We start from the raw sequence: 21,664 nt of genomic DNA on the forward strand, positions 1-21,664 counted from the left end.
GTGCTGGACTATTTGACGGCGCCGAAGGTCAGCCCGCGCACCAGTTGCTTCTGGCTGAACCAGCCCAGCACCAGGATCGGCGCTATGGCCAGCGTGGAGGCGGCCGACAGCTTGGCCCAGAACAGGCCCTGGGGGCTGGAGAACGAGACGATGAACGCCGTCAGCGGTGCCGCGTTCGTGGTGGTGAGCCGGATCGTCCAGAACGCCTCGTTCCAGGCGAGGATGATGTTGAGAAGCAGCGTGGAGGCGATGCCGGGCACGGCCATCGGCGTTAGCACATAGACGATCTCGCCCCACAGCGTTGCTCCGTCCATGCGCGCTGCCTCGAGGATCTCGCCGGGAATCTCGCGGAAATAGGTGTAGAGCATCCACACCACGATCGGCAGGTTGATGAGCATCAGCATTACCGTGAGCCCGACCCGGCTGTCGAGCAGGCCCCAGTCGCGAAAGATCAGATACATGGGAACGAGGACGGCCACCGCCGGCATCATCTTGGTGGATAGCATCCACATCAGGATGTCCTTGGTGCGCTTTGTCGGTGAAAAGGCCATCGACCAGGCCGCCGGTATGGCCACGAGCAACGCAAGAATGGTCGAGCCGACCGCGATGATCACCGAGTTCATGAACGGCTTGAAATAGTTGTATTGCGACTGGACCTCGCGATAACTCTCCAGCGTGCCCGAGGGGATAAGGTTGAACCCGGCAATCGCTTCCGTTTCGGATTTGAAGCTGGTGACGATGGTGTAGAGGATCGGGAAGAAGATCAGCAGGGCGACGACCCATGCCGCGATCGTCCAGCCGAGTTTCGTGCCGGTGGGAACGGTGCGGGCCATGGCTGTCCTCCCTATTTGTCCAGGTTCCTGCCCACTGCGCGCATCAGGAAGATGGCGACGATGTTGGCGAGAACCACCGCGATGATGCCGCCGGCGGAGGCCCCGCCGACGTCGTAGCCGAGCAGCGCGGTGCGATAGATCAGGAACGGCAGGTTGGTCGAGGCGTAGCCCGGACCGCCATTGGTGGTGACCAGGATCTCCGCGTAGATGCCGAGCAGGAAGATGGTCTGGATCAGGATCACCACCGTGATCGCGCGCGCCATGTGCGGCAGGGTGAGATAGACGAACCGGCTGAGCGCCCCGGCGCCGTCCATCTCGGCCGCCTCCTTCTGCTCGCCGTCGAGCGACTGCAGAGACGTAAGCAAGATCAGCGTGGCGAAAGGCAGCCATTGCCAGGCGACGATCAGGATGATCGAAAACAGCGGATATTGCGCGAACCAGTCGATTGGCCGCAGCCCGACGAAGCGGGCGATGTCGGCAAACACGCCGTAGCCGGGGTGCATGAGCATGTTCTTCCACACCAGCGCCGCCACCGGCGGCATGACGAAGAATGGCGATATGACCAGGATGCGCACGATGCCCTGGCCGAAGATCGGCTGGTCGAGCAGCAGCGCCAGCGCTATGCCGCCGATCACCGTGATCAGCAGCACGCCCACCACGATGACCAGCGTGTTCCAGATCGACTGGAAGAAGGCCGGGTCGGTATAGAAGAAGCGATAATTGAACAGGCCACCGAAGCTGACATTCGCCGGGTTCAGCAGGTTGTAGTTCTGGAACGAGAACCACAGCGTCATGGCCAGCGGCACCACCATCCAGACCAGCAGAAGGATGACGGAAGGCACCATCATGAAGCGGGCAAGCGTGCGGGTCTGTCGGGTGGCCATGGGGATCACCGCTGCGTCGAACAGTTTCGATACGGTCGAAGGTGGCCGCCCGGACTGGGAACCGGGCGGCCAAGGCGCTGGGAGGCGGCCTTATTTGATATAGCCGGCGCGGGTCATTTCCCGCACCGCCGCGGTCTGGGCGCCGGCCAGCGCGTCATCCACGCTCGACTGGCCGGCCAAGGCGGCCGAGAAGAGCTGGCCGACGGTCGTGCCCAATCCCTGGAACTCCGGAATAGCGACGAACTGGACGCCGACATAGGGCACCGGCTTGACGGTGGGATGCGTGGGATCGGCCGAGTTGATCGAATCCAGCGTCATCTTGGCAAAGGGCGCGGCCTGCTGGTACTCGGGGTTTTCGTAGAGCGAGGTGCGTGTGCCGGGCGGAACGTTGGCCCAGCCTTCCTTCGACGCCACGAGTTCGAGATACTCCTTGCTTGTGGCCCAGGCGACGAACTTCTGGGCGGCTTCCGCCTTCTGCGTGCCTGCGGGGATGGCCAGCGACCAGGCCCAGAGCCAGTTGCCGCGTTTGCCCAGCCCGGTGTCGGGCGCGAGCGCATAGCCGACCTTGTCGGCGACGGTGGAGTCGGTCGGGTTCGACACGAAGGAAGCCGCCACGGTGGCGTCGATCCACATGCCGCACTTGCCCTGCTGGAACAGCGCCAGGTTCTCGTTGAAGCCGTTGGAGGAGGCGCCTTGCGGCCCTGCGTCCTTCATCAGGTCGATATAGAACTGCAAGGCATTCTTCCACTCGGGCTGGTCGAACTGCGGCTGCCAGTTCTCGTCGAACCAGCGCGCGCCGAAGGAGTTCGCCATGGCGGTCAGGAACGCGATGTTCTCGCCCCATCCCGCCTTGCCACGCAGGCAGACGCCGTTGATGTCGCTGGCGCGGTCGGTCATCTTGCGCGCCGCGTCGGCGATGAACTCCCAGGTCGGCGCTTCGGGCATGGTGAGCCCCGCCTTGTCCATGAGGTCCTTGCGGTACATCACGAACGAGCTTTCGCCATAGAATGGCGCGGCATAAAGCTTGCCGTCGAGCGACAGGCCTCCCGCGATCGCCGGGATGATGTCGCCGGCATCGTAGGTGTCGCCGAGATTGTCGAGCGGCAGGAGCCAATCCTGCTTCGCCCAGATAGGCACCTCATATGTGCCGATCGTCATCACATCATACTGACCACCCTTGGTGGCGATGTCGGTGGTCACGCGCTCCCGCAGGACGTTCTCCTCCAGCGTGACCCACTGGAGCTGGATGTCCGGGTTCTTGGCGGTGAAGTCGTCCGTCAGCTTCTGCATGCGGACCATGTCGCCATTGTTGACCGTGGCGATGGTGATGGATTCGGCATGTGCGCCAAAGGCGATGGCGCTGGCCGAACACAATCCGAGAATGATCGTGTGAAGTCTCATCAAAAATCCTCCCAAGCCAAGATGAGCATTTGCCTTGGCATTGGGCAATTATTCATTTAAAGTGATTTATGTCAAGCTGGATTTACCCCTCGCACCGGAATACGACACAAACGGGCGGTCTCGCTGGCGTAAGCAGCAGGCACGCCAGCGCCCGGATCATCACAACGTCGGGAAGGGAGGTCTATTTCGCCAGAATGGCGGCGGCTGTCCGTTCGTCGGTTATCAGGCCATTGATCAGGCGCCGGTTCATCGCCGCCACTATGCCGGGCAGCTTGCGCTCTCCCATGGCCAATGCGACCACCAGTGAGCTTTCCCGTGAGGGGATCGGGGCCGACGAGACGCGGTCGTTGGTGATGCCCTCGATCAGCCGCCCCTCATGATCGAAGGCCCAGCCGACGATTTCGGCCACGCCTCCTGCCTTTTGCAGGGCTTTCAGCTCCGCCTTTGTTATGAAGCCGTCCTCATAGAGCGGCGCGTTGGGGCCGAGGTCGCCGATGCCCACGAATGTAACGTCCGCCCTTGCGGCCAGTTCGAGCGTCGGCTGGATCATCGGCTGGCTGAGCAGCATTTCCCGCTCCTGCGGCGACGACGCAATGACGGGCAGGGGCATGGGGAAGGAGCGCGCCTTGACGCGGTCCGACATTGTGAAGATCACGTTGTAGAACGCGGCCGAACCGTCCGGCGAAATGTTGCCGGTCAGGGACACGACCTTGTGACGGGGGCAATCCATGGACGGCAATTGCTCGATGGCGGCCTTCAGCGTGCGCCCCGTGCCGATCGCCATGACGATCGGTTCCGTCGAACCCAGGCGCCGCTCGATCTCCGCCGCCGCCGCTTCAGCTATGCCGAGGGTTGTGGATGGCGAGGCGGGATCGCTCGGCGCGACTTCCACCAGATCCAGCGCGAAGCGCGCTCTAAGCCGCTCCGCCAGTTCGAGGCAGTTGGCGATCGGATGATCGACCCGCACCTTGATGAGCCGCTCCGAGACGGCAAGGGACACCAGACGCTGGGCGGTCTGGCGCGAAATGCCGAGCTTCGCGGCGATCTGGTCCTGCGTGTTGCCGGCCACGTAATAGAGCCAGCCGGCGCGCGCGGCATCGTCCAGCCTGCCGCCGCCGCTTTCAGGTCGATTGTGCATTATTTCCTGATCCTCGCTCGGGCATGGTGCGCTCCTGGCTGCACGCCTTACTATGCAAGCTTTCAAGCAATTGTCCATTGAGGAAGCATTTGCTCGGCTGCAATCAGCCGGTGTCCGTCGATGTTAGCGACAAGAGGCGCGACGGATCACTCCCGGTGCGCCTTGGCCAGCGTTTGATATGGGCGCATCGTTGAATGCGGGAAAGCTGCTATGAAGGGCCTTTCCGTGATTCTCCGTGCCGCCGATGACCGCCACCGCCCTCGAAATCCTCAAGACCGTCTACGGCTATGATGCCTTCAGGGGGCCGCAGGCGTGCATCGTCGAGCATGTGATTGCCGGCAACAACGCCTTCGTGCTGATGCCGACGGGGGGCGGCAAGTCGCTCTGCTACCAGATCCCCGCGATCGTCCGCCCCGGCATGGGGCTCGTCGTTTCGCCGCTGCTGGCGCTGATGGCCGACCAGGTGGCGGCACTTCGGCAGGCGGGCGTGCGCGCGGCAGGCCTCAACTCCGATCTTTCGCTCGACGAACGCCGCGCTCTGTGGCGCGACATTCGCTCCGGTGCGCTCGACCTCCTCTATGTCGCACCCGAAACCTTGCTGAGGCCCGACGTTCTGGAGCTGCTCGATGGTGTGAGGCTGTCGCTGGTCGCCATCGACGAGGCGCACTGCCTGTCGCAATGGGGGCATGATTTCCGTCCCTCCTATCGTCAGCTCGACGCGGTCGTGGCCCGCTTTGCCGGCACCCCGCGCATGGCGCTGACGGCGACGGCCGACGAGCCGACGCGTGCGGAAATCCTGTCGCATCTCGAAATCGACGAGGCCGATGCCTTCATCGCCGGTTTCGACCGGCCCAACATCCGCTACGCAATCGAGGAAAAGGACAATCCGCGCGCCCAGCTCAAGGAGTTCCTCAAGCGCTACGAGGGCGAGAGCGGCATCGTCTACTGCCTGTCGAAGCGTCGGACGGAGGAAACCGCCGCCTGGCTCCAGGGTCTGGGCTACGATGCGCTCGCCTATCACGCCGGCATGGACAAGGCGGCGCGCGAAGCCAACCAGATGCGCTTCCAGCATGGCGAGGCGGTCATCATGGTCGCCACCGTCGCCTTCGGCATGGGCATCGACAAGCCGGATGTGCGCTTCGTTGCCCACATCGGCCTGCCTGGCAGCATCGAGGCCTATTACCAGGAGACCGGCCGCGCCGGGCGCGACGGCCTGCCGTCCGACACGCTGATGCTCTACGGCTACGACGACATCGCGTTGCGCAGCCGCTTCATCGAGGAGTCCGAGGCGCCCGAGCAGCGCAAGCGCATGGAGCGGCAGAAACTAGACGCGCTTTTGGGACTGGCTGAGACGGCGAGCTGCCGCAGGCAGGTCCTGCTCTCCTATTTCGGCGACCATTGCGAACCGTGCGGCAATTGCGACACCTGCGCGGAGCCGCCAAAGCTGTTCGATGGCGCCATCGCCGCGCAAAAGGCCTTGTCGTGCATCTATCGCACCGGCGAGCGTTTCGGACAGGCCTATATCGTCGACGTGCTGCTGGGGGTGGAAAACGAGCGCATTGCCCAGTTCGGCCATGACCGCATCTCCACCTATGGCATCGGCAGGGAACACGACAACCGCACATGGCGGGCGATCCTGCGCCAGCTGATCGCGCTGCGCCTGATCGATGTCGACCTCGCCGGCCATGGCGGCCTGTCGATCGCCCCCGCCGGCCGCGACTTCCTGCGCGACAAGCCGGCGCTGATGCTGCGCGTGCCGGCGCCGAGCCGTGCCAGGTGTGGCAAGGTCGTACGCAGTGCGGCGCAATCTGCCGTCACCGGTGTTGACCAGGAGCTGTTCCAGGCGCTGCGGCAGAAGCGCATGGAGATCGCGCGCCTGCAGAACGTGCCGCCCTATGTGATTTTCCACGACAAGACCCTGATCGAGCTTGCCGTGTCGCGCCCCGCGTCACGCGCCGAGATGGCAAACGTGCCCGGCATCGGCGATGCCAAGCTCGACCGCTACGGCCCCGCCTTCCTCGCGGTCATCGCCGAGCACGCCTGAGATTTGAGCGGCAAGATGTGCGGTTTCCCTGCAGTCTATCGAGCGATGATGCCGCTAAGGCCTTAGCAGGGATTGCGGAGCGGATGCCCTCACAGGGGTCGCGCGAGGCCAGCCGGCCCCGACCCGTAAAGCTTTTCTTGTCGGTCGTCACAATTTTCCCGTTGGACTTGATGCCACGCCCCGCTCAAGCTTGCTCCAGTCCAATAGGGGAACTCAAAAATGAAGAAACTGTCCTGCTATCTGATCGCAACGGCTCTGGGTTCGGCATTCGCCACGATCGCCATTGCGCAAGAGATAACGGTGATGGGCTATCGTGGCGCGTTTGAGGAGAACTACGTCAAGGCGGTGATCCAGCCGTTCGAAGCTGCTCATCCTGATATCAAGGTCAAGTATTTCGGCGTTCAGAACGCGGCGACCTCGCTGGGCAATATGCGCGCGCAGAAAGACGCCCCCGCCGTCAATGCCGTCATCTACGATCTGTCTGTGGCCAAGATCGCTTCGGAAGAGGGGCTGGTCGAGGATATTCACCTGGACAAGCTGCCGAACTATGCCGACCTCTACGACATCGGCAAGGATCTGGGCGGCAAGGCGATCCCGCTGACCTTCGACACGCTTAGCCTGGTCTACAACACCAGTGTCTATCCCACGCCCCCGGATTCCTGGGAGGAATTGTGGAACAAGAAGAACGACGGCATGGTCATCCTGCCGGCACAAGGCGGCGGCGATATCCAAGCCATCCTGCTGACCATCGTGGCGAACCGCATGGCCGGCGAGGAGGACTACAAGAAGGATATTCGTCCCGGCATCGACAAGCTGATCGAGGTTGCTCCGCTGGTGCAGACTTGGGAGCCCAAGCCCGATGCCTATACGCTCGTGGCGGACGGCACGGCCAACATCTCGATCGGCTACAATGCACGCGCGCAGTTCTTCTTCGATTCGACCGGCGGGCGGGTCGCCTCCGTCGCTCCCAAGGAAGGCACCGCCGCGCAGATCAACGTCATCAGCCAGATCGCCAAGTCGCCGGATTCGGACGCAACGCAAACCTTCATCAACTATGCGATCAGCCCCGAAGCGCAGGCCAACTTCGCCAAGGCGATGTTCTATGCTCCGACCAATTCCAAAACCGAGCTGGACCCGGAAACCTCGGCCCGCATCCCGTTTACGGACCCGGAAAAGCGCGCAAATCTGATCGATGTCGACTGGATGGCTATCGGCGACCTGCGCGAAACCTTCCTGACCGGCTGGCGGCGCGAGATCATTCCCGCCGGTCGCTGAACATCCTCACCGAGCCACTGCGCCCAGGTGCAGGTGGCTCTCTGATCGCCAAAAGTCAGGACAGCGCATGACCCAATCTCCAGCAAAGGGGATTTCTTCTGCCGTGGCAGAAGCCGATCCCGCCTTTCTCAGCCTCACCTCGGTCAGCAAGGTGTATCCGAACGGCTACAAGGCGGTCGATGCCTTGGATGTCGATCTGCCGGAAGGCAAGCTGCTCGGCCTGCTGGGACCATCCGGCTGCGGCAAGACCACTACGTTGCGCATGATCGCGGGCCTCGTCCAGAATACTTCCGGACATATTCGTGTCGGCGGGCGGGACGTGTCGCAAGAGCCGCCCCACCGGCGGGATATGGGCCTGGTCTTCCAGAGCTATGCGTTGTTTCCGCACATGACGGTCGCCGAGAACGTGGCCTTCGGTCTGGAAATGCGCGGGATTTCACGCCGCGATGCCAAGGGACAGATCGAGGAGGCGCTGGAAATGGTGCGCCTGCCGGGCCTGGGTTCGCGCAGGCCGCGCGAACTGTCCGGCGGCCAGCAGCAGCGTGTTTCGCTGGCGCGGGCGCTGGTGATACGCCCGAGGATCCTGCTTCTGGATGAGCCGCTCTCCAACCTCGACGCGAAGCTGCGCGATGAGATGCGCGTCGAAATCCGCGAAATCCAGAAGCGCCTGAAGATCACCACGCTTTTCGTGACGCACGATCAGGTCGAGGCGCTGACGATGTGCGATCTGGTGGGCGTCATGCACGGCGGCAAGCTGGCGCAACTCGGCTCGCCCGAAGATATCTACGAGCGTCCCAATTCGTTGTTCGTGGCGGAATTCGTCGGCCGCACCAACAAGTTCCGCGCCCGGGTCACCGGCCGCAACAGGATCGAGATAGGTTCGGAAACCTTCTCGGCCGATACGCAAGGCCGCATCTCGGGCGATGTGACCGCAACCGTCCGGCCCCACCGCATCGCGCTGACGCCGGACCGCGACCGGGGCATCGTCTCCAACCATACGAACGCCGTGCGCGGGCGGTTGCTGCGCGTGACCTATATCGGCGACCTGATCCAGTACGACCTCGATATCGGTGGCCAGGAGCTCAAAGTCGAGCACCATACGCTCAGTTCCGGGCCCCGCCATGTCGAGGGCGAGATGCTGATGTGCGAATGGGCGCCCGCCGACATGTTCGTCTATGGGGATGAATCATGAGCGCCGACGGCTTTGCCCCGAGGTCGACGCGCTGGCTGATCCTGGCGCTGTTGCTGCCGATGGCGGCGGTGAACCTGCTCGCGTTCATCCTGCCGATGGCGCGGCTGGGCATGATCTCGCTGCTGGAAAGCCAGTCGGGCGGCATCCTGACCAATGTCTTCACCTTCGACAACTACATCAACTTCTTCACCGACTATTTCAGCTACCAACTCATCTGGAACTCGCTGGTCATGTCCTTCATCGTGACCATCGGCACGCTGATCGCCGCCTACCCGATCGCGCTGTTCCTGCACCGTGTGAACCCGCGCTGGCGGAATATCCTGTTCGTGATCACGGTTTCTCCGCTGCTGGTCTCCAGCGTGGTGCGAACCTATGGCTGGATGGTCATCCTCGGAAACCAGGGGCTGATCAACGGGCTCCTGATGCAGGCAGGCGTTGTCGAATCTCCCATACGGCTGATGAACAACGCGCTTGGCGTCTATGTCGGCATGATCGAAATCCTGATCCCTTACATGGCTCTGGCGCTTATCGCCGGCTTCGGCAGGCTGGATGCAGTCTATGAAGAAGCGGCCGCGACCCTCGGTGCAAACGCCGTTGTGCGCTTTCGCAGGATCATCCTGCCATTGACCATGCCGGGCGTGCTGCTGGGGTGCCTGCTCTGCTTCGTGCTCTCCATCAGCTCGTTCATCACGCCCAAGCTTCTTGGCGGCGGGCGGGTCTTCCTGCTTGCCACCGAAATCTACGATCAGGCAGTCGTGCAACTCGAATGGACCAAGGCGGCAGCGACCTCGGTCATCGTTCTGGTCATCTTCGGCCTGGCTCTCGCGCTCTATTCGCGCCAGTCGCAACGCTACGAGTGAGGCCAAAGATGATCGGACAAATGTCCCTGCCGCTCAAGGTCGTGGTGTTCCTGCTCTATATCTTTCTTTTGGCGCCTGTTCTGGTCGTCATTCCCTTGTCGTTCAGCGCGGACAGCTTCCTGGTGTTTCCGCCCGAAAGCTGGGGAATTCGCTGGTATCGCGCCATGTTCCAGCACGAAGGGCTGATGCAGGCACTGAAGGTCAGCCTATGGCTGGGCACGGTCGTGACCATCCTGAGCCTTCTGATCGGCGTGCCAGCGGCATACGCGCTGAAACGCTTCCAGTTCCCCGGGCGCGAGTTCCTGATGAACCTGTTCACGGCGCCGCTTTTGCTGCCTTCCATCGTGCTTGGCCTGGCAATCCTGCTGGTGTTCGTGCAGATGCGGCTGCTGGGGTCCTATACGGGGCTGGTGATCGCGCATCTGATCGTGACCACGCCCTATGTGATCCGCATCATGGCCACGGCGTTCTCCACCCTGCCGCCTTTCGTGGAGGAAGCCGCGACAATGCTCGGTGCATCGCCCTTCACCGTTTTCCGCCGCATTACCCTGCCGCTGATGATGCCCGGGTTCATAGCATCGGCTGCCCTGTCGTTCCTGATGTCCTTCGACGAGGTGGTCATCTCGCTGTTCGTCACAGGGCCGAATGTCCGCACGCTTCCGGTCGAGATTTTCGATTATGTCGAAAGCCGGACCGATCCGATGACCGCCGCGGTTTCCGTCGCGCTCATCCTGGCCACCCTGCTGGTCATCGTCGTGCTCGAGCGCACGCTGGGCTTCTCGAGGGCCATGGGCAAGTGACGCCCTGATCTCATCTCGCAACAAGGAACATTCCTTCTATCATGGAAAATATCGCACTTTGGATGTCGCAGCCTCATTTCAGTTTTCTGGAAATGGCGAAGCTGTGCGGTTTTCAGAAACTGGTGGTCGAGCTGGAGCACGGCACCTTTGACCTTGCCACGCTGGACCAGTTCCTGGCGCTGGCGAAGGCGCTGGACATTCCCGCGATCTGCAAGGTGATCGCACCGAACGTGGAATCCATCCAGCAAGTTCTGGATTTCGGCGCGCTGGGAGTCGTCATTCCCCACATCCGCGATGTGGCCCATGCCGCGGAGATCACCAAGGCGGCGAAGTACCCACCACTCGGTGTGCGCTCCTATACGGGCGGGCGGGTCTTCGATTATGCCCGCCCTTCCACCACGGCCTTTGAGGACGAGAACCGCCGCACCAAGTGCTACGCGATGATCGAAACCGCCGAGAGTCTCGCGGATGTCGAAAAGATCATTGCGCTGGACACGGTTGACGGCCTGTTTCCCGGCCCATCGGATCTGGCGCTGGCCTGCGGTCGCGGCGCCTATGCCTTCAACGACGCCGACCGCGCCGACCTGACCCGCATCGCCCGTGCTGCCCGCGAGGCCGGCAAGACCTGGATCATGCCCGCATGGACACCGGCCGAGCGGCAGTTCGCCCTTGAGGAAGGTGCTGAACTGCTGGTGATCGCCACCCAAAATATGGTGTTGCGCGGCGGCATCCAGTCCACGGTCGATGTCCTGCGCCGCGAAAGCGTCGTGGCCTGAACACGTTCACAAAAGGAAGTGCCATGAAAATCTCGATGATCCAGAACCATGCCAGACCGGACCGTGCCGCCAATCTGGCGCGCGTGGAGGCCATGATGGAGGAGGCGGTGAAAACCGATTCCCCCGACCTGATCGTGCTGACCGAATATTTCGAACTGTACGGAACGGGCGTCTCCGAAAAGCTGGCTGCGGCCCAGCCGGCGCCCGGCGGCGAAGCTTATGCCATGGCCCAGAATTTCGCCCGCAAGCACGGCGTTTATGTTCATGCCGGCACCATAATGGAGCGGGTGGAGGGGGAAAACCGGATCTACAACACCTCGTTCGTATTCGACCGCGACGGCACAGAAGTCGCGGCCTACCGTAAGATCCATATGTTCGATATCGAGACGCCGGACGGCATGGTCTTTCGCGAGTCCGACAGCGTAAAGCCCGGCGACGAGATCGTTACCTATGACATCGACGGCATGAAGGTCGGTTGCGCCATCTGCTACGACATCCGCTTCTTCGAGCTGTTCCTGCAACTCGAGCGTGCCGGATGCGACATCATCGTGCTGCCCGCCGCCTTCACCCTCCAGACCGGCAAGGACCACTGGGAATTGCTGGCCCGCTCCCGAGCCGTCGAAACCCAGACCTACTTCGTTGCTTGCGGGCAAACCGGCACGAACATCGTCGATGGCGTTCCGAAGGCCTGCTACGGACATTCGCTGGTCGTCGATCCGTGGGGACACGTCATCGCACGCGCCTCGGACGGAGAGGGCTTCGTCACTGCCCGCATCGATCCCGCGCAGATCAAGCGCGTCCGCAATCTCATCCCCATGACCCAGCACCGCCGCCTGGCCTGCAACTAACGGAGGCACGATGTATACCATCAAGAACATGCCCGCCCAGGTTCCCGCAGAGGATCTGGAACTGCTTTCCGGTGTCGAGACCGCGACGGTCGGACACTGGAGGCTTCTGGGCTTCATGGACCGCGCGATCCAGCCCCTGCTGCCGGGCCGCCGGGTGGTTGGGACGGCGGTGACGCTTGCGATCTCGGGCTCGGATTCCACCCTGCTGCATCATGCGACCGGCATGCTGCGACCGGGCGACATTCTTGTCGTCGATCGTCTGGGTGACGACAAGTATGCCTGCTGGGGCGGTGGCGTTACCGTTGCGGCCAAGGCGTCCGGCGCGGTTGCGGGCATCGTTGACGGTCCCTGCACCGACCTGACCGAGATCCAGGACAGCGACTTTCCCATGTGGGCGCGTGGACTGGCTCCGATCACCACCCGGCTTTACGATCTGGGCGGCGGGATGAACATTCCGGTATCCTGCGGTGGGGCTGTGGTCATGCCGGGCGATGCCATCCTCGCCGACGAAAGCGGCGTGCTCGTCATTCCGCGTGGCGAGGTCAGGGCAGTTGCGGAGAAGGCGCTCGGGATGCAGGTCGCGGGAAAGGAACGTGAGGCTCGTGTCCGCCGTGGCGAGGTGAAACTGGGCGAGATGTCCGGAGCTTCGGCCAAAGTTCTCGCCAAGATCGGCTGAACCACGGGATAGGTGGACGCTCGGCTCTGCTGTCTGGGCGCCCGGTTTCCCTGCGGTGCTATTCGGGGAGAATGACAAGGTCGCGGGAATATTCGCTCGCGATCTCCTTTGCCGTATTGCAGGCCACTTCAGCGACAAGCCTGTGCATCTGCGAGTTGGATGCCTGCAACCAGAGGATATAGTAATCCGTAGATGGAAAGCGCGGCTGTACATCTAGCGCCGTGAGCGTGCCGTCGCGAAGTTGTTCCTGCACGGCAATGAGCGGCAGTACCGAAATGCCGACCCCCGCCTCGACCAGATTGATGGTGGTCGCCAGCGAATTGGAATAGTGTATGACGTATTCTTCTTGTGACGCCGCACCGAGATAATCGAGAATTCTTTGCCCATTCAATGAGCTCTTCTCATAGGAAATGATGGGCTGGGATATGAGGTCCTGAATACCGAGTTTTGCACCCGAAGGAAAAATGCCGGTCTGGGCAACCCAGTACATGCCCAATGTCCAAAGGGGAGCTTCCCGCCTGCCAGGGCTTCCGTCATTGCGGACGCTCAGGATGAGGTCCAGGTCGGAATTATCGAGCATTTCAAGCAGACGCCGCCCGCTATCGGTCACGACCGAGACAATCAGCCGGGGATAATCTGTTTTAAGCCTGCCTATGATCCTGGGCAGCAGGCTTGGTGCGACAGTCGGCACCACTCCGAGGCTGATGCGTCCTTGCGTGCCACCGGTCTTTGCCAAGGTCTGTACCAGTGAGCGATAGTCTCCAACTATCTTCAACGCGCCCGACAGGAACTCCTCACCATCGGGCGTGATACGAACTTCTTTGGAATCGCGGTCGAAAAGCCGGATGCCGAATTCGTTCTCGATCGCGAGTATCCGGCTCGAAATTGCAGCCGGCGTGATGCCCATCTGTTCGGCCGTCGCACGAAAGCTCCGCAACTGGGCGAGGCAGACTACAGTCTCTATGAACCTGATATTCATACGCGATTCCGTAGCCACAGCCGCTTTGAACCGAGCCCCGATCTTTGCGCCGAGCACTGTGGTTGCTCCCTGTGCTCCTGTTGCCCTACAGGGGCGCGCGATGCATCCCTAGGGGGCCGAGTGACCTGGGCCAGCTCCTTTTCTTCATAGATGAGCTGGCTTGCCTGCGCAATCTGATCGGCGGATAGGACAGAAGGCCGACCGCAAGCCCCTCCACTAAATCTGACAAGTTGCAGAAATCGATACGACGTTTCCCGAAGCGCTGGACAAATAAGGCGCGCCCGCAAGGCGGGGTTGAGCAGACCCCGGCGCCGCGGCTGCCTGTTGCCGAGCAAGAGGCATCGACAAGCGCGGGTTCGCTCTCGGCAAGTGATGCAGGAACGCCTTGCTGCCTGGCGGTCAGATCTGGACCGTTGACCACGGAAGTATCACGACGATAGCGGCGAGCGTCATCCGGCGACTTGGTTGGACAGCAACCGGTGTTGACGGGTCCATTGCAAGGCTTCCAGGTCCGCTTGCTTTACCCTTTGCGGGTCACGACGCATCCTGTCGAGTGTTTTCGACCGAAAGTCCGTGATGCCGATGGTCTGGAAAACGTATCGCAAGTAAGGCGTCAGATGATCGGTCTGTGCACCGGCTGCTTCCGATACCGGCCCGCCGCAGGCGACAATGAGGAATACAGGGCGATTGGACAGAAGCCCTACCTTGCCGCTTCCCGTGTTTTTGAACGTCCGGTTCGGCCTCACAATGTAATCGACCCATGCCTTTAACGAGGCGGGAACGGTGAAATTGTGCATTGGCGTATCGATGACGACGCTGCTCGCAGCACTCAGCTCCGCAATAAGTTGCTCCGATAGCGCCAGAGCGCTCTTGTCCTTTTCGGTGTGCTGGTCGGCAGGCTTCAGGCTGGCTTCGACAAAGCCCTCGTCAGGCAGTGGGAGAACGGGAGAGGTCAGGTCTCTGATCGTCGGCTGGAGACCGGGATTGGCGTGACAAAGGCTTTGTACGAGTTCCTGGCCATAACGGCGGCTGTAGGACTCCGTTTTGCGGGGGCTGACGGTAAGATGCAGAAGCGTTTGGTTCATATGCTGTCAGCCTATATCCATTGCAAACCGGAAGGCGGTCGCGGCCAGCCCCTCGCGATAATAGAATCGATGGCCACGGAAATTCGTGCTTGGGGTATCGAGCGCGAGTTTTGAACAATTCAAGCGCCGCGCTTCGGCCTTGAGCTCATCCATGACCACCTTGCCATAACCATTTCCACGCGCGGAACCGCGTGTGACAAGATCGTCAACATAGAGATGACGGCCATGGACAAGGTTTTCCTGCACCCGGAAACCTGCCAGCGCAACGGCACATTCGCCATCCATCAGCGCCACAAGCCGATAGCCGGACAAGCGTTGGCGGGACCACCGTTCGGCGAATTCCTCAAACGTCTTCAAATGAGGCCGCAGCTCCCGCATCAGTTCGAAACAGGCGTGCAGGTCGCCTGACGTTTCGACGGATCTGAGTTCCATTATCGCTTTGTCTCCGGCCCAATCATCGGGCTGAAGCGGAGGCCGCCGGCTATCCGGTTCCACTGGTTGATCGTGCCGACGGCCACCGTGAGGAGAATGATCTCCTGCTCGGTGAATTTGTCCTTCAGCGCCAGCCACGTCTCGTCCGAAGGGTGGGCACTGCCGATGTTCGTCAGGGCTTCCGTCCAGGCGAGTGCGGCGCTCTCCCGGGCGGTGAAAATCCCGGCCTCGCGCCAGACGGCAAGCAGGTCGAGTTTCTGTTGGGAGACGGGAACCTTCCTTGCCAGCGACAAATGGTACTGAAGGCAAAAGGCACATCCGTTTATCTGGGAGGCGCGAATTTCCACCAGTTCGATCAACTCCGGCTCCAGTCCGGATTCATGGATTGCTTTCACGAGGCTGACCAGCCCGGCATAGGCTGCCGGGGCCTTCTCCATGAAGGCTGGGTAGCTGACTCGCTCGTCGTTATGGTTCATCTCTATCCCTGTTGAAGCATGCCTGATAATATCAGTGCACGAATAATATATCAGAGTTCTGACAATGGGCAAGACGCAAACCCCGATACCTGCTCCCGGCGCCGGCAAGCGGGGGGAAGCGGGGCGTATCGGCTATCTGTTGCGGCAGGCGACGGGTATCCATCGGCATCGCATGGAACAGGTCCTGGCGGAATTCGGCATCACCGCTCCGCAATTTTCGGTTTTGACGATGCTGTCGGCCTATCCAGGGATTTCCAACGCGGACGTTGCGCGTCTGGCGTTGCTCACCCCGCAGACGGTCAGCGTGATCATCGGAAATCTCGAGCGTGCCGGGCTGATTGCCCGTCAGCCGCACGAAATTCACGGCCGCATCAAGTCGCTGTTTCCGACCGACAAGGGCGCCGATCTGCTCAAGGCGGCCCGCACACAGGTCTACAAGCTGGAAGAAGCGTTGGTGGAGAACCTTACTCCGGACGAGGAGAAAGTCATCCGGCGATGGCTGGTCGCGATCGCCACGGGAACGACGGGCAGCTAGAGCCAATGCCGGACTATGAGGTTTTGGCTGCCTTGTTGGTGTGCATCCTGGAACGGTCGGGGTCGCCGAGAACCGGGATTGTCTGTCGCTGCCTGCGACGCCGCTTTTTCAGAAAGGCCGTGATGGGTTTTTCCAGCACTTCATAGGCGACCATCCCTATTGCTGTGCCGGATAGGGTGGCAATGGCGAACACTGTCAAGGGCGGCAGGGAAAGCAGCATGCCGAATTTCGCGACCACTGAAATCGCCATCGTGTGCCAGAGATAGATCGAATAGGAGGCATCGCCGAGATAAGCGGCTGTATTCGACCGGGGCATATGCCCGCTGGCCTCGACGGCAAGGACGCCAATGAGAAGGAGAGACGCCAGCGGCCCGAGGATGAACGCGTTGAAGCCGATGTAAGTGATGGCGACGAAGGCAAAGCCCGCAAGCGCGACGATCATGAGGGCCAGCCCTGTCCGGGCGGACGGCATCCGGCGCTCCAGCCACAATTTGCCGACGCAGATTCCCATCAGGAATTCAAGCAGCAGCGGGCTTGTATAGGTCTTGAACACAGGAGCTTGCGGCTGCAGGAGCAGCCCGGCGATGACCAGAGCGGCAAATATGGCCGCGATGGCGGGAAGCCGCTTGCTGGCGGCAAGCATCAGCACGGCTGAAAACACGGCGTAGAAGAACAGCTCGTAGTTCAGCGTCCAGCCTTGCACGAGCAGGGGCCAGATCTGGCCGTTGCTGGGTGATATGTGCGGCACGAACATCAGGGAGCCGATGATGTGCCCGACGGTGAGCCGGATGCTGGGAAACAGCCCGGCCAGCGCCCCTGCCACCATGACGGCGGTGACGATCCAGTAGAGCGGGACGATGCGTTCGATGCGGTCGCGCAGGAAGGTCGCGGGCGCAGGCTGCCGCATCTCGGCGAGAACCCACATGATGAAGCCGCTGATGACGAAGAACACATCGACGCCGGCCGCGCCGATGACGAAATGGCCGCCGGCCCGTTCGGCCGCATGGAAGATGACCACGCCCAGCGCCGCTGCGGCCCGCAAATACTGTATGCCGAGAAGACGGCTCATATAGCGCCGTGCCGGAGCAGAGGGATGGGGGTGGCGGCGCGGGCGGCATCACCTTCGCGCTGCGGAGCGGTCAGGAAACCGGCGGCGTAGCAGAGCAGGAAGGAGCCTACGACATAGGGGTTGATCACGTCGACTTCGACGAAGGAGCGAATGAGGAACATCCAGGCGATGCCGAAGGCGACGACGGCGGCCGGATCACGGCGTGAGCCGACGAGACGCGACAGCAATCCCAGCGATGTGCGCACTATCAGGAAGGCGATGAGCAGAAGGCCGACGAGGCCGAGCTCGACTGCCGCTGCAATATAGGTGTTGTGGAAATGGAAGCCGCTGCGTGAGCCGATATAGAATTCGGCCCACAGCCGCTCGGCCTCGGAAAATCCCTGCACCCAATAGGCCTGATAGCCGACGCCGAAAATGGGAGCATTGGCGGCGGCGGCCAGTCCCTCCGACCACAGATAGGTACGGCCGGTCAGCGTCGAGTCCTTTCCGAAGGCGCCGAGAACGACATCCATGGCGCCCAGATTGGCAGCGGCGAAGGCCGCGCCCACTGCGATCATGACGGCGGCCGCCATGGCGCCCTTGCGGGTGGCGGGGGCAAACCGCAAGGCGACCTTCAGCGCGATCAGAACGGCCAGCGTGACGAGGATGGCAAGGACCGATGTCGCCGACTGGGCCTTGACGAGGGCAATAGCTGAAACGAGGCCGCAACCCAGCGCCAGAAGCCGCCAGACCATGTGCTCACGCAGGATGAAGAGGCAGGAAAAGGCGAAATAGATGCCGAGCGAGGCGAACAGTCCGATCTGGTTCTTGGATGAGAAGGCGCCGACGAAACTGTAGGTGCCGTCGAGCGGATCGTAATTGTATTGCCCGAAGACGAAGGAAAACGCCAGAACGACGCCGATGCCGATGACAGCTCCCCGGCACAAGGTGTTGACGCTGACCGTGCGCGCGGCGATGAGGGCGCAGATCACATGCGAAAGCAGTTGCAGGCCGGCCCGTGCGCTGACTGCCGGTGCCGCCGACCAGAATGTGGAGAGGCAGGCCAGAAGTGCGAAGGCCGCGATCCAGCCGAAACGCCAATAATGATCCAGGATCAGCCTTCGATCTACGAGCAGCAGCGGCAGCCAGCAGGCGTAATAGGCGAGAATGGAGACCTGACCGAAGCGGGTGGAATAGGCGAAGACGAAGATCGACAAGGCCACGGCAAGGGCGCCGTACAAGCCATTGCGTTCAGGGTCGACCAGAAGGGCCTTCGGGATCTTCATGGCATCGCTTTCCCGCAGTCGCGGACGGCTGCGTGGATTGACCTCAGTTCGAATCGGCGGCCGGCCTCTCCGGCTGCGGCACGGCGACCTCCACCTTCACCACGTCACCCGGCAGGACGGCCGTGTTTTCCTTCGCCTCGGTTTCGACAGACTGGCCGTCCGCATCGGTGCGGGTGATGCGGAAGCGCACCATAGGTTCGGCCCCGTCCTGCGCGTTGGCGGCAGCGGCGGGCGCCCGCTCCAGCGCCTCCATCATCAGGCCCGAATACATCTGCATCTTCATGTCGAGCTCTTGCAGGTCGGCCTCGGTCTGCTGACGGTCGCGCGCGATTTCCGTCGCCCGCTCGTTCTGGAGGCTGGTCTCGTCCTGCGTCGTCTTGGCGATGTCCTGCTTGGCGCGCAGGCTTGCCGTTTCCATATCGAGGATCTTGCCCTCCAGTTCCGCATTGCTCTGTTCCAGCGAGAGAATGCGTTGGTTCACCACCAGGCCCTTCTCCTGGAGATTGCCAATGCTCTTCAACTCCGTGCGCAACAATTCGAGCTGGCGGTTCTGGGTGGCGATCTTCTGCTGGAGGGACTCGATTTCGGAACTCAGCAGCTTCTTCAGGTCGTCATGGCCGGCGAGCTGCAGCCGCAGCCGCCTTTCCCGTGCAGCCTTGAGCGCGGTCTCGTCATTGATCAGCTTGCGGCCGGCCTCGCTCTTGCGAAGCTCGTCGGGGAAGTCGATCTCGTCCTTTCCTTCCGCTTCGGCGATCAATCTCGCCCGTCTGGCGAGCAGGCCGTTGCGCTGCGCGATCAGCACGCCGTGATTGCCCTGTGCATTGAGGAAATCGCGGGCCCCACCCAAGCCGCCGGCATCGCTGCGGCGCAGCCCCCCTGCCAGGCTGAGGGCCTTCAGCACGGTGAGTTGCGGGCCATAGGGGTATTTGCCCGGCGTCTGCACGTCGCCGGCGATGAAGATCGGCCGGAACTCGGCGATCTCCACCGAGGCCTCCGGCCTGTCGGAGAGGCCGAGCCGCTGCTGGAGCTGATCGCCGATGGCGGTGGCCAGTTCGCCGACCGTCTTGCCGCGCGCCGGAAGCTGGCCGACGAAAGGCATCGAAACAGCGCCCGACGGCCCGACCGTATATTCGCCGTTCAGCGTCGACCAGTCGCGCAGCGCGCCTTCCGCGCTTTGCCATTCGGCGATGCGGATATGCAGCCGGTCCATGGTGTCCAGCAGATAATCGCCGTCCGTTTGCGCGCTCGCTCCGGCAAGCGTCGCCAGCAGGACGAAAACCGTGGCGGCGAATGCACGGAGGAAGGAAGAAGCGACATGCATGTGAAAAGCTTTCAAATCCTGTACCCGGGCGGCTTTAGAGGCGGCGCTATCAATAGCTTCCGCGCGAAGAGAACACCGCGGGCACGGTGCGGATGAGGATCTTCACATCGGAGGTGAACGACCAGTTCTCAACATAGTGGCGGTCGAAGGCGACGCGCGCGCCATAGGAGACATCGCTGCGGCCGCTGACCTGCCACAGTCCGGTCAGGCCGGGACGGGCGCTGAGATAGTAGGGTGCGGCATTGCCATAAAGCTCAAGCTCGTCCTTCACCACGGGGCGGGGGCCGACGAAGCTCATTTCGCCGCGCAGGATGTTGAGGATCTGCGGCAGCTCATCCAGCGAGAATTTGCGCAACACGGCGCCCACGCGGGTCACGCGCGGATCGTCCTGCAACTTGCGGGCCGCCTCCCATTCCTCGCGAGCCTGTGGGTTGGCTGCCAGATAGGCGTTTAGGACTTCGTCGCCATTCTCCACCATGGTCCGGAACTTCCAGCATCGAAAGACCTTGCCGCCGCGGCCGATTCGGCGATGGCCATAAACCACGCTGCCGCCGTCGGCGAACTTGATCAGCCCCGCCAGCATCGCGAGCAGGGGACTCAAGACCACAAGTGCCGCCATGGCTCCGATTACGTCAAACCCGCGCTTGAACGGGCCGCCAGGGGTTTGCTGGTCGCAGATTTGCGATCGGGATGAGAATCTGTTGGCCAATCTGGCAGCTTCTCTCATGTTCCTGTTGCTCCGTTTGAATAGCGGAAAACTTATGCTGCGCTGCAGCACGCGAAGGGTAAGGGCCGCTGCATAGGTCAGCTCTGTGCCAAAAATCGGCCACCAAAGGGGTGTGTCAGTCATGTTTTGTAACCGAGTGAAACAGTTCGCTCGGCTTCAGGTGTACATTAGTTTCATTAGTGTAATAATTAATGATATATTAATTGTATTTGTGATAATTATCATTTTAAAACAATAATTTATTTAAGTGTATAAGAGAGTATCATTGTGATTTGAGTTACTTCGAGGTGAAGGCGCCTTTCTTGCTTCTGAAAGGGCGCATCTGCTTTCCGGGGTGGCGTCGCCGGTGACGCCTTTTTGCCTTCCGGAAAGCTCAATTTCCGCTGGTTCCAGATCAAGATGCAAAGAGTCGGCAGTCAGGACTCGTGTTGCGGAGACTTGCCAAAACGCCTATATTTACGGGTGTGCGAGCGATCACGAAATGGAGGCATTCAAGCTTTGCATTTCGAGGATTTGGATGTGCCGGTGAAAGTCGTTCATCCACGTTCGCAATGGCGGGAGTAAGGTTTTGCATGAGAGTGTTGCAGCCACGCGGCGTGTGAAAGGATAAGATGTCCTTTCCTCTGTTCCTTCGCGGCTTCCTCATCGCCCTTGGCATGTTTGCCATAGTGAACTACGCGATCACCCAATCATTATGGACGACCTTTCTCAGCACTGTCATTTGCGCGGTGCTGATCCAGATTGGCTATTTCGTGGCAATCCTGTTCATGGTCTGGCGATCCGGTGCGCCGGGCGAACGCGGCGGCGATCCCTCGGAAAGCGGTGCCGGTGCTCCGGTGGCCAAGAAGGGCAAGCTCGAAGCCAAGGCCGCATCGCTGCGAAACACCAGGGGTTCCTCGCTGCACTGATCGGGCGTTTCGCCGGGCGTGTTTCGCTTGGCGGTCATCAAATTGCCTTGTGATGCTGGATAAGGCGTGGCCTACGTCGTCGGCCCATTGCGGCCGCATGTCCTGAAACGACAGATTTCCATGCCGGGCGCATGGAAGCA

22 protein-coding genes are annotated in these 21,664 nt (G+C 61.6%); 10 read left to right on the forward strand and 12 right to left on the reverse strand.

What is annotated here, in order from left to right:
* Window positions 1-8: 8 nt before the first annotated feature.
* From ACVCNR_RS24120 to ACVCNR_RS24135, 4 genes are all read right to left on the reverse strand, one after another.
* The gene (locus tag ACVCNR_RS24120) at window positions 9-833 is read right to left on the reverse strand and encodes a carbohydrate ABC transporter permease (RefSeq protein ID WP_447076819.1); all 825 of its coding nucleotides are present in this window, start codon (window positions 831-833) and stop codon (window positions 9-11) included.
* Window positions 834-844: 11 nt separating this feature from the next.
* A complete protein-coding gene (locus ACVCNR_RS24125; protein ID WP_447076820.1) occupies window positions 845-1,717 on the reverse strand; it encodes a carbohydrate ABC transporter permease in 873 nt (290 codons plus the stop codon).
* A gap of 90 nt (window positions 1,718-1,807) precedes the next feature.
* A complete protein-coding gene (locus ACVCNR_RS24130; RefSeq protein WP_447076821.1) occupies window positions 1,808-3,118 on the reverse strand; it encodes an ABC transporter substrate-binding protein in 1,311 nt (436 codons plus the stop codon).
* 181 nt (window positions 3,119-3,299) lie between these two features.
* Window positions 3,300-4,256 (reverse strand): sugar-binding transcriptional regulator, encoded by a 957-nt coding sequence (locus tag ACVCNR_RS24135; protein WP_447076822.1) that lies wholly within the window; start codon window positions 4,254-4,256, stop codon window positions 3,300-3,302.
* Between the two features lie 244 nt (window positions 4,257-4,500).
* On the opposite strand from ACVCNR_RS24135, the gene recQ reads away from it, so the two are divergent.
* The 8 genes from recQ to ACVCNR_RS24175 all read left to right on the forward strand — a co-directional run bounded on the left by recQ (window position 4,501) and on the right by ACVCNR_RS24175 (window position 12,727).
* Window positions 4,501-6,300 carry a DNA helicase RecQ gene (gene recQ, locus ACVCNR_RS24140; protein WP_447076823.1) on the forward strand — a complete coding sequence of 600 codons (1,800 nt, stop codon included), beginning with the start codon at window positions 4,501-4,503 and terminating at the stop codon, window positions 6,298-6,300.
* Between the two features lie 219 nt (window positions 6,301-6,519).
* Complete coding sequence (locus ACVCNR_RS24145) at window positions 6,520-7,575, forward strand: extracellular solute-binding protein (protein WP_447076824.1); 1,056 nt, start codon at window positions 6,520-6,522, stop codon at window positions 7,573-7,575.
* Window positions 7,576-7,642: 67 nt separating this feature from the next.
* Window positions 7,643-8,767: an ABC transporter ATP-binding protein gene (locus tag ACVCNR_RS24150; RefSeq protein WP_447076825.1), complete on the forward strand. Its 1,125-nt coding sequence runs from the start codon at window positions 7,643-7,645 to the stop codon at window positions 8,765-8,767.
* Window positions 8,764-9,627 (forward strand): ABC transporter permease, encoded by an 864-nt coding sequence (locus ACVCNR_RS24155; protein WP_447076826.1) that lies wholly within the window; start codon window positions 8,764-8,766, stop codon window positions 9,625-9,627. The genes ACVCNR_RS24150 and ACVCNR_RS24155 overlap by 4 nt, the downstream gene beginning before the upstream one ends.
* An 8-nt stretch (window positions 9,628-9,635) precedes the next feature.
* A complete protein-coding gene (locus ACVCNR_RS24160; RefSeq protein WP_447076827.1) occupies window positions 9,636-10,427 on the forward strand; it encodes an ABC transporter permease in 792 nt (263 codons plus the stop codon).
* Between the two features lie 41 nt (window positions 10,428-10,468).
* Window positions 10,469-11,203 carry an HpcH/HpaI aldolase family protein gene (locus ACVCNR_RS24165; RefSeq protein WP_447076828.1) on the forward strand — a complete coding sequence of 245 codons (735 nt, stop codon included), beginning with the start codon at window positions 10,469-10,471 and terminating at the stop codon, window positions 11,201-11,203.
* 23 nt (window positions 11,204-11,226) lie between these two features.
* Window positions 11,227-12,051, forward strand: coding sequence for a carbon-nitrogen hydrolase family protein (locus ACVCNR_RS24170; RefSeq protein WP_447076829.1), 825 nt, complete (start codon window positions 11,227-11,229; stop codon window positions 12,049-12,051).
* 10 nt (window positions 12,052-12,061) lie between these two features.
* The gene (locus tag ACVCNR_RS24175; RefSeq protein ID WP_447076830.1) at window positions 12,062-12,727 is read left to right on the forward strand and encodes an RraA family protein; all 666 of its coding nucleotides are present in this window, start codon (window positions 12,062-12,064) and stop codon (window positions 12,725-12,727) included.
* A 58-nt stretch (window positions 12,728-12,785) separates the two neighbouring features.
* Here ACVCNR_RS24175 and ACVCNR_RS24180 read toward each other — a convergent pair whose 3' ends face one another.
* From ACVCNR_RS24180 to ACVCNR_RS24195, 4 genes are all read right to left on the reverse strand, one after another.
* A complete protein-coding gene (locus ACVCNR_RS24180; RefSeq protein WP_354197782.1) occupies window positions 12,786-13,706 on the reverse strand; it encodes a LysR family transcriptional regulator in 921 nt (306 codons plus the stop codon).
* 449 nt (window positions 13,707-14,155) lie between these two features.
* Window positions 14,156-14,791 (reverse strand): FMN-dependent NADH-azoreductase, encoded by a 636-nt coding sequence (locus tag ACVCNR_RS24185; RefSeq protein ID WP_447076831.1) that lies wholly within the window; start codon window positions 14,789-14,791, stop codon window positions 14,156-14,158.
* 6 nt (window positions 14,792-14,797) lie between these two features.
* Entirely contained in the window at window positions 14,798-15,223 is a 426-nt protein-coding gene (locus tag ACVCNR_RS24190; RefSeq protein WP_354197786.1) for a GNAT family N-acetyltransferase, read from the reverse strand.
* Window positions 15,223-15,699, reverse strand: a complete 477-nt coding sequence (locus tag ACVCNR_RS24195; protein ID WP_447076832.1) for a carboxymuconolactone decarboxylase family protein — start codon at window positions 15,697-15,699, stop codon at window positions 15,223-15,225. The genes ACVCNR_RS24190 and ACVCNR_RS24195 overlap by 1 nt, the downstream gene beginning before the upstream one ends.
* A gap of 64 nt (window positions 15,700-15,763) precedes the next feature.
* Here ACVCNR_RS24195 and ACVCNR_RS24200 point away from each other — a divergent pair, with 64 nt between their 5' ends.
* A complete protein-coding gene (locus ACVCNR_RS24200; RefSeq protein ID WP_354197790.1) occupies window positions 15,764-16,234 on the forward strand; it encodes a MarR family winged helix-turn-helix transcriptional regulator in 471 nt (156 codons plus the stop codon).
* A 13-nt stretch (window positions 16,235-16,247) separates the two neighbouring features.
* Here ACVCNR_RS24200 and ACVCNR_RS24205 read toward each other — a convergent pair whose 3' ends face one another.
* The 4 genes from ACVCNR_RS24205 to ACVCNR_RS24220 are packed head-to-tail and all read right to left on the reverse strand — an operon-like array spanning window position 16,248 to window position 20,616.
* On the reverse strand, window positions 16,248-17,303 hold the full coding sequence (locus ACVCNR_RS24205) for an acyltransferase family protein (RefSeq protein ID WP_447076833.1): 1,056 nt from the start codon (window positions 17,301-17,303) through the stop codon (window positions 16,248-16,250).
* Window positions 17,300-18,568 carry an O-antigen ligase family protein gene (locus ACVCNR_RS24210; protein WP_447076834.1) on the reverse strand — a complete coding sequence of 423 codons (1,269 nt, stop codon included), beginning with the start codon at window positions 18,566-18,568 and terminating at the stop codon, window positions 17,300-17,302. Before ACVCNR_RS24210 ends, ACVCNR_RS24205 begins: the two co-directional genes overlap by 4 nt.
* Window positions 18,569-18,611: 43 nt before the next feature.
* On the reverse strand, window positions 18,612-19,889 hold the full coding sequence (locus tag ACVCNR_RS24215) for a polysaccharide biosynthesis/export family protein (protein ID WP_447076835.1): 1,278 nt from the start codon (window positions 19,887-19,889) through the stop codon (window positions 18,612-18,614).
* Window positions 19,890-19,938: 49 nt separating this feature from the next.
* Window positions 19,939-20,616 (reverse strand): sugar transferase, encoded by a 678-nt coding sequence (locus tag ACVCNR_RS24220; protein WP_354197865.1) that lies wholly within the window; start codon window positions 20,614-20,616, stop codon window positions 19,939-19,941.
* A 611-nt stretch (window positions 20,617-21,227) separates the two neighbouring features.
* On the opposite strand from ACVCNR_RS24220, the gene ACVCNR_RS24225 reads away from it, so the two are divergent.
* Entirely contained in the window at window positions 21,228-21,524 is a 297-nt protein-coding gene (locus tag ACVCNR_RS24225) for an exopolysaccharide production repressor protein (protein ID WP_354197798.1), read from the forward strand.
* The last annotated feature ends 140 nt before the right edge of the window (window positions 21,525-21,664 follow it).

Source organism: Aquamicrobium terrae (assembly GCF_052978165.1).

Excerpts from the sequence above, each read along its gene's own strand:
- ACVCNR_RS24120 (WP_447076819.1), bottom strand. The coding sequence starts at position 833 with ATGGCCCGCACCGTTCCCACCGGCACGAAACTCGGCTGGACGATCGCG.
- ACVCNR_RS24125 (WP_447076820.1), bottom strand. The coding sequence starts at position 1,717 with ATGGCCACCCGACAGACCCGCACGCTTGCCCGCTTCATGATGGTGCCT.
- ACVCNR_RS24130 (WP_447076821.1), bottom strand. The coding sequence starts at position 3,118 with ATGAGACTTCACACGATCATTCTCGGATTGTGTTCGGCCAGCGCCATC.
- ACVCNR_RS24135 (WP_447076822.1), bottom strand. The coding sequence starts at position 4,256 with ATGCACAATCGACCTGAAAGCGGCGGCGGCAGGCTGGACGATGCCGCG.
- recQ (WP_447076823.1), top strand. The coding sequence starts at position 4,501 with ATGACCGCCACCGCCCTCGAAATCCTCAAGACCGTCTACGGCTATGAT.
- ACVCNR_RS24145 (WP_447076824.1), top strand. The coding sequence starts at position 6,520 with ATGAAGAAACTGTCCTGCTATCTGATCGCAACGGCTCTGGGTTCGGCA.
- ACVCNR_RS24150 (WP_447076825.1), top strand. The coding sequence starts at position 7,643 with ATGACCCAATCTCCAGCAAAGGGGATTTCTTCTGCCGTGGCAGAAGCC.
- ACVCNR_RS24155 (WP_447076826.1), top strand. The coding sequence starts at position 8,764 with ATGAGCGCCGACGGCTTTGCCCCGAGGTCGACGCGCTGGCTGATCCTG.
- ACVCNR_RS24160 (WP_447076827.1), top strand. The coding sequence starts at position 9,636 with ATGATCGGACAAATGTCCCTGCCGCTCAAGGTCGTGGTGTTCCTGCTC.
- ACVCNR_RS24165 (WP_447076828.1), top strand. The coding sequence starts at position 10,469 with ATGGAAAATATCGCACTTTGGATGTCGCAGCCTCATTTCAGTTTTCTG.
- ACVCNR_RS24170 (WP_447076829.1), top strand. The coding sequence starts at position 11,227 with ATGAAAATCTCGATGATCCAGAACCATGCCAGACCGGACCGTGCCGCC.
- ACVCNR_RS24175 (WP_447076830.1), top strand. The coding sequence starts at position 12,062 with ATGTATACCATCAAGAACATGCCCGCCCAGGTTCCCGCAGAGGATCTG.
- ACVCNR_RS24180 (WP_354197782.1), bottom strand. The coding sequence starts at position 13,706 with ATGAATATCAGGTTCATAGAGACTGTAGTCTGCCTCGCCCAGTTGCGG.
- ACVCNR_RS24185 (WP_447076831.1), bottom strand. The coding sequence starts at position 14,791 with ATGAACCAAACGCTTCTGCATCTTACCGTCAGCCCCCGCAAAACGGAG.
- ACVCNR_RS24190 (WP_354197786.1), bottom strand. The coding sequence starts at position 15,223 with ATGGAACTCAGATCCGTCGAAACGTCAGGCGACCTGCACGCCTGTTTC.
- ACVCNR_RS24195 (WP_447076832.1), bottom strand. The coding sequence starts at position 15,699 with ATGAACCATAACGACGAGCGAGTCAGCTACCCAGCCTTCATGGAGAAG.
- ACVCNR_RS24200 (WP_354197790.1), top strand. The coding sequence starts at position 15,764 with ATGGGCAAGACGCAAACCCCGATACCTGCTCCCGGCGCCGGCAAGCGG.
- ACVCNR_RS24205 (WP_447076833.1), bottom strand. The coding sequence starts at position 17,303 with ATGAGCCGTCTTCTCGGCATACAGTATTTGCGGGCCGCAGCGGCGCTG.
- ACVCNR_RS24210 (WP_447076834.1), bottom strand. The coding sequence starts at position 18,568 with ATGAAGATCCCGAAGGCCCTTCTGGTCGACCCTGAACGCAATGGCTTG.
- ACVCNR_RS24215 (WP_447076835.1), bottom strand. The coding sequence starts at position 19,889 with ATGCATGTCGCTTCTTCCTTCCTCCGTGCATTCGCCGCCACGGTTTTC.
- ACVCNR_RS24220 (WP_354197865.1), bottom strand. The coding sequence starts at position 20,616 with ATGAGAGAAGCTGCCAGATTGGCCAACAGATTCTCATCCCGATCGCAA.
- ACVCNR_RS24225 (WP_354197798.1), top strand. The coding sequence starts at position 21,228 with ATGTCCTTTCCTCTGTTCCTTCGCGGCTTCCTCATCGCCCTTGGCATG.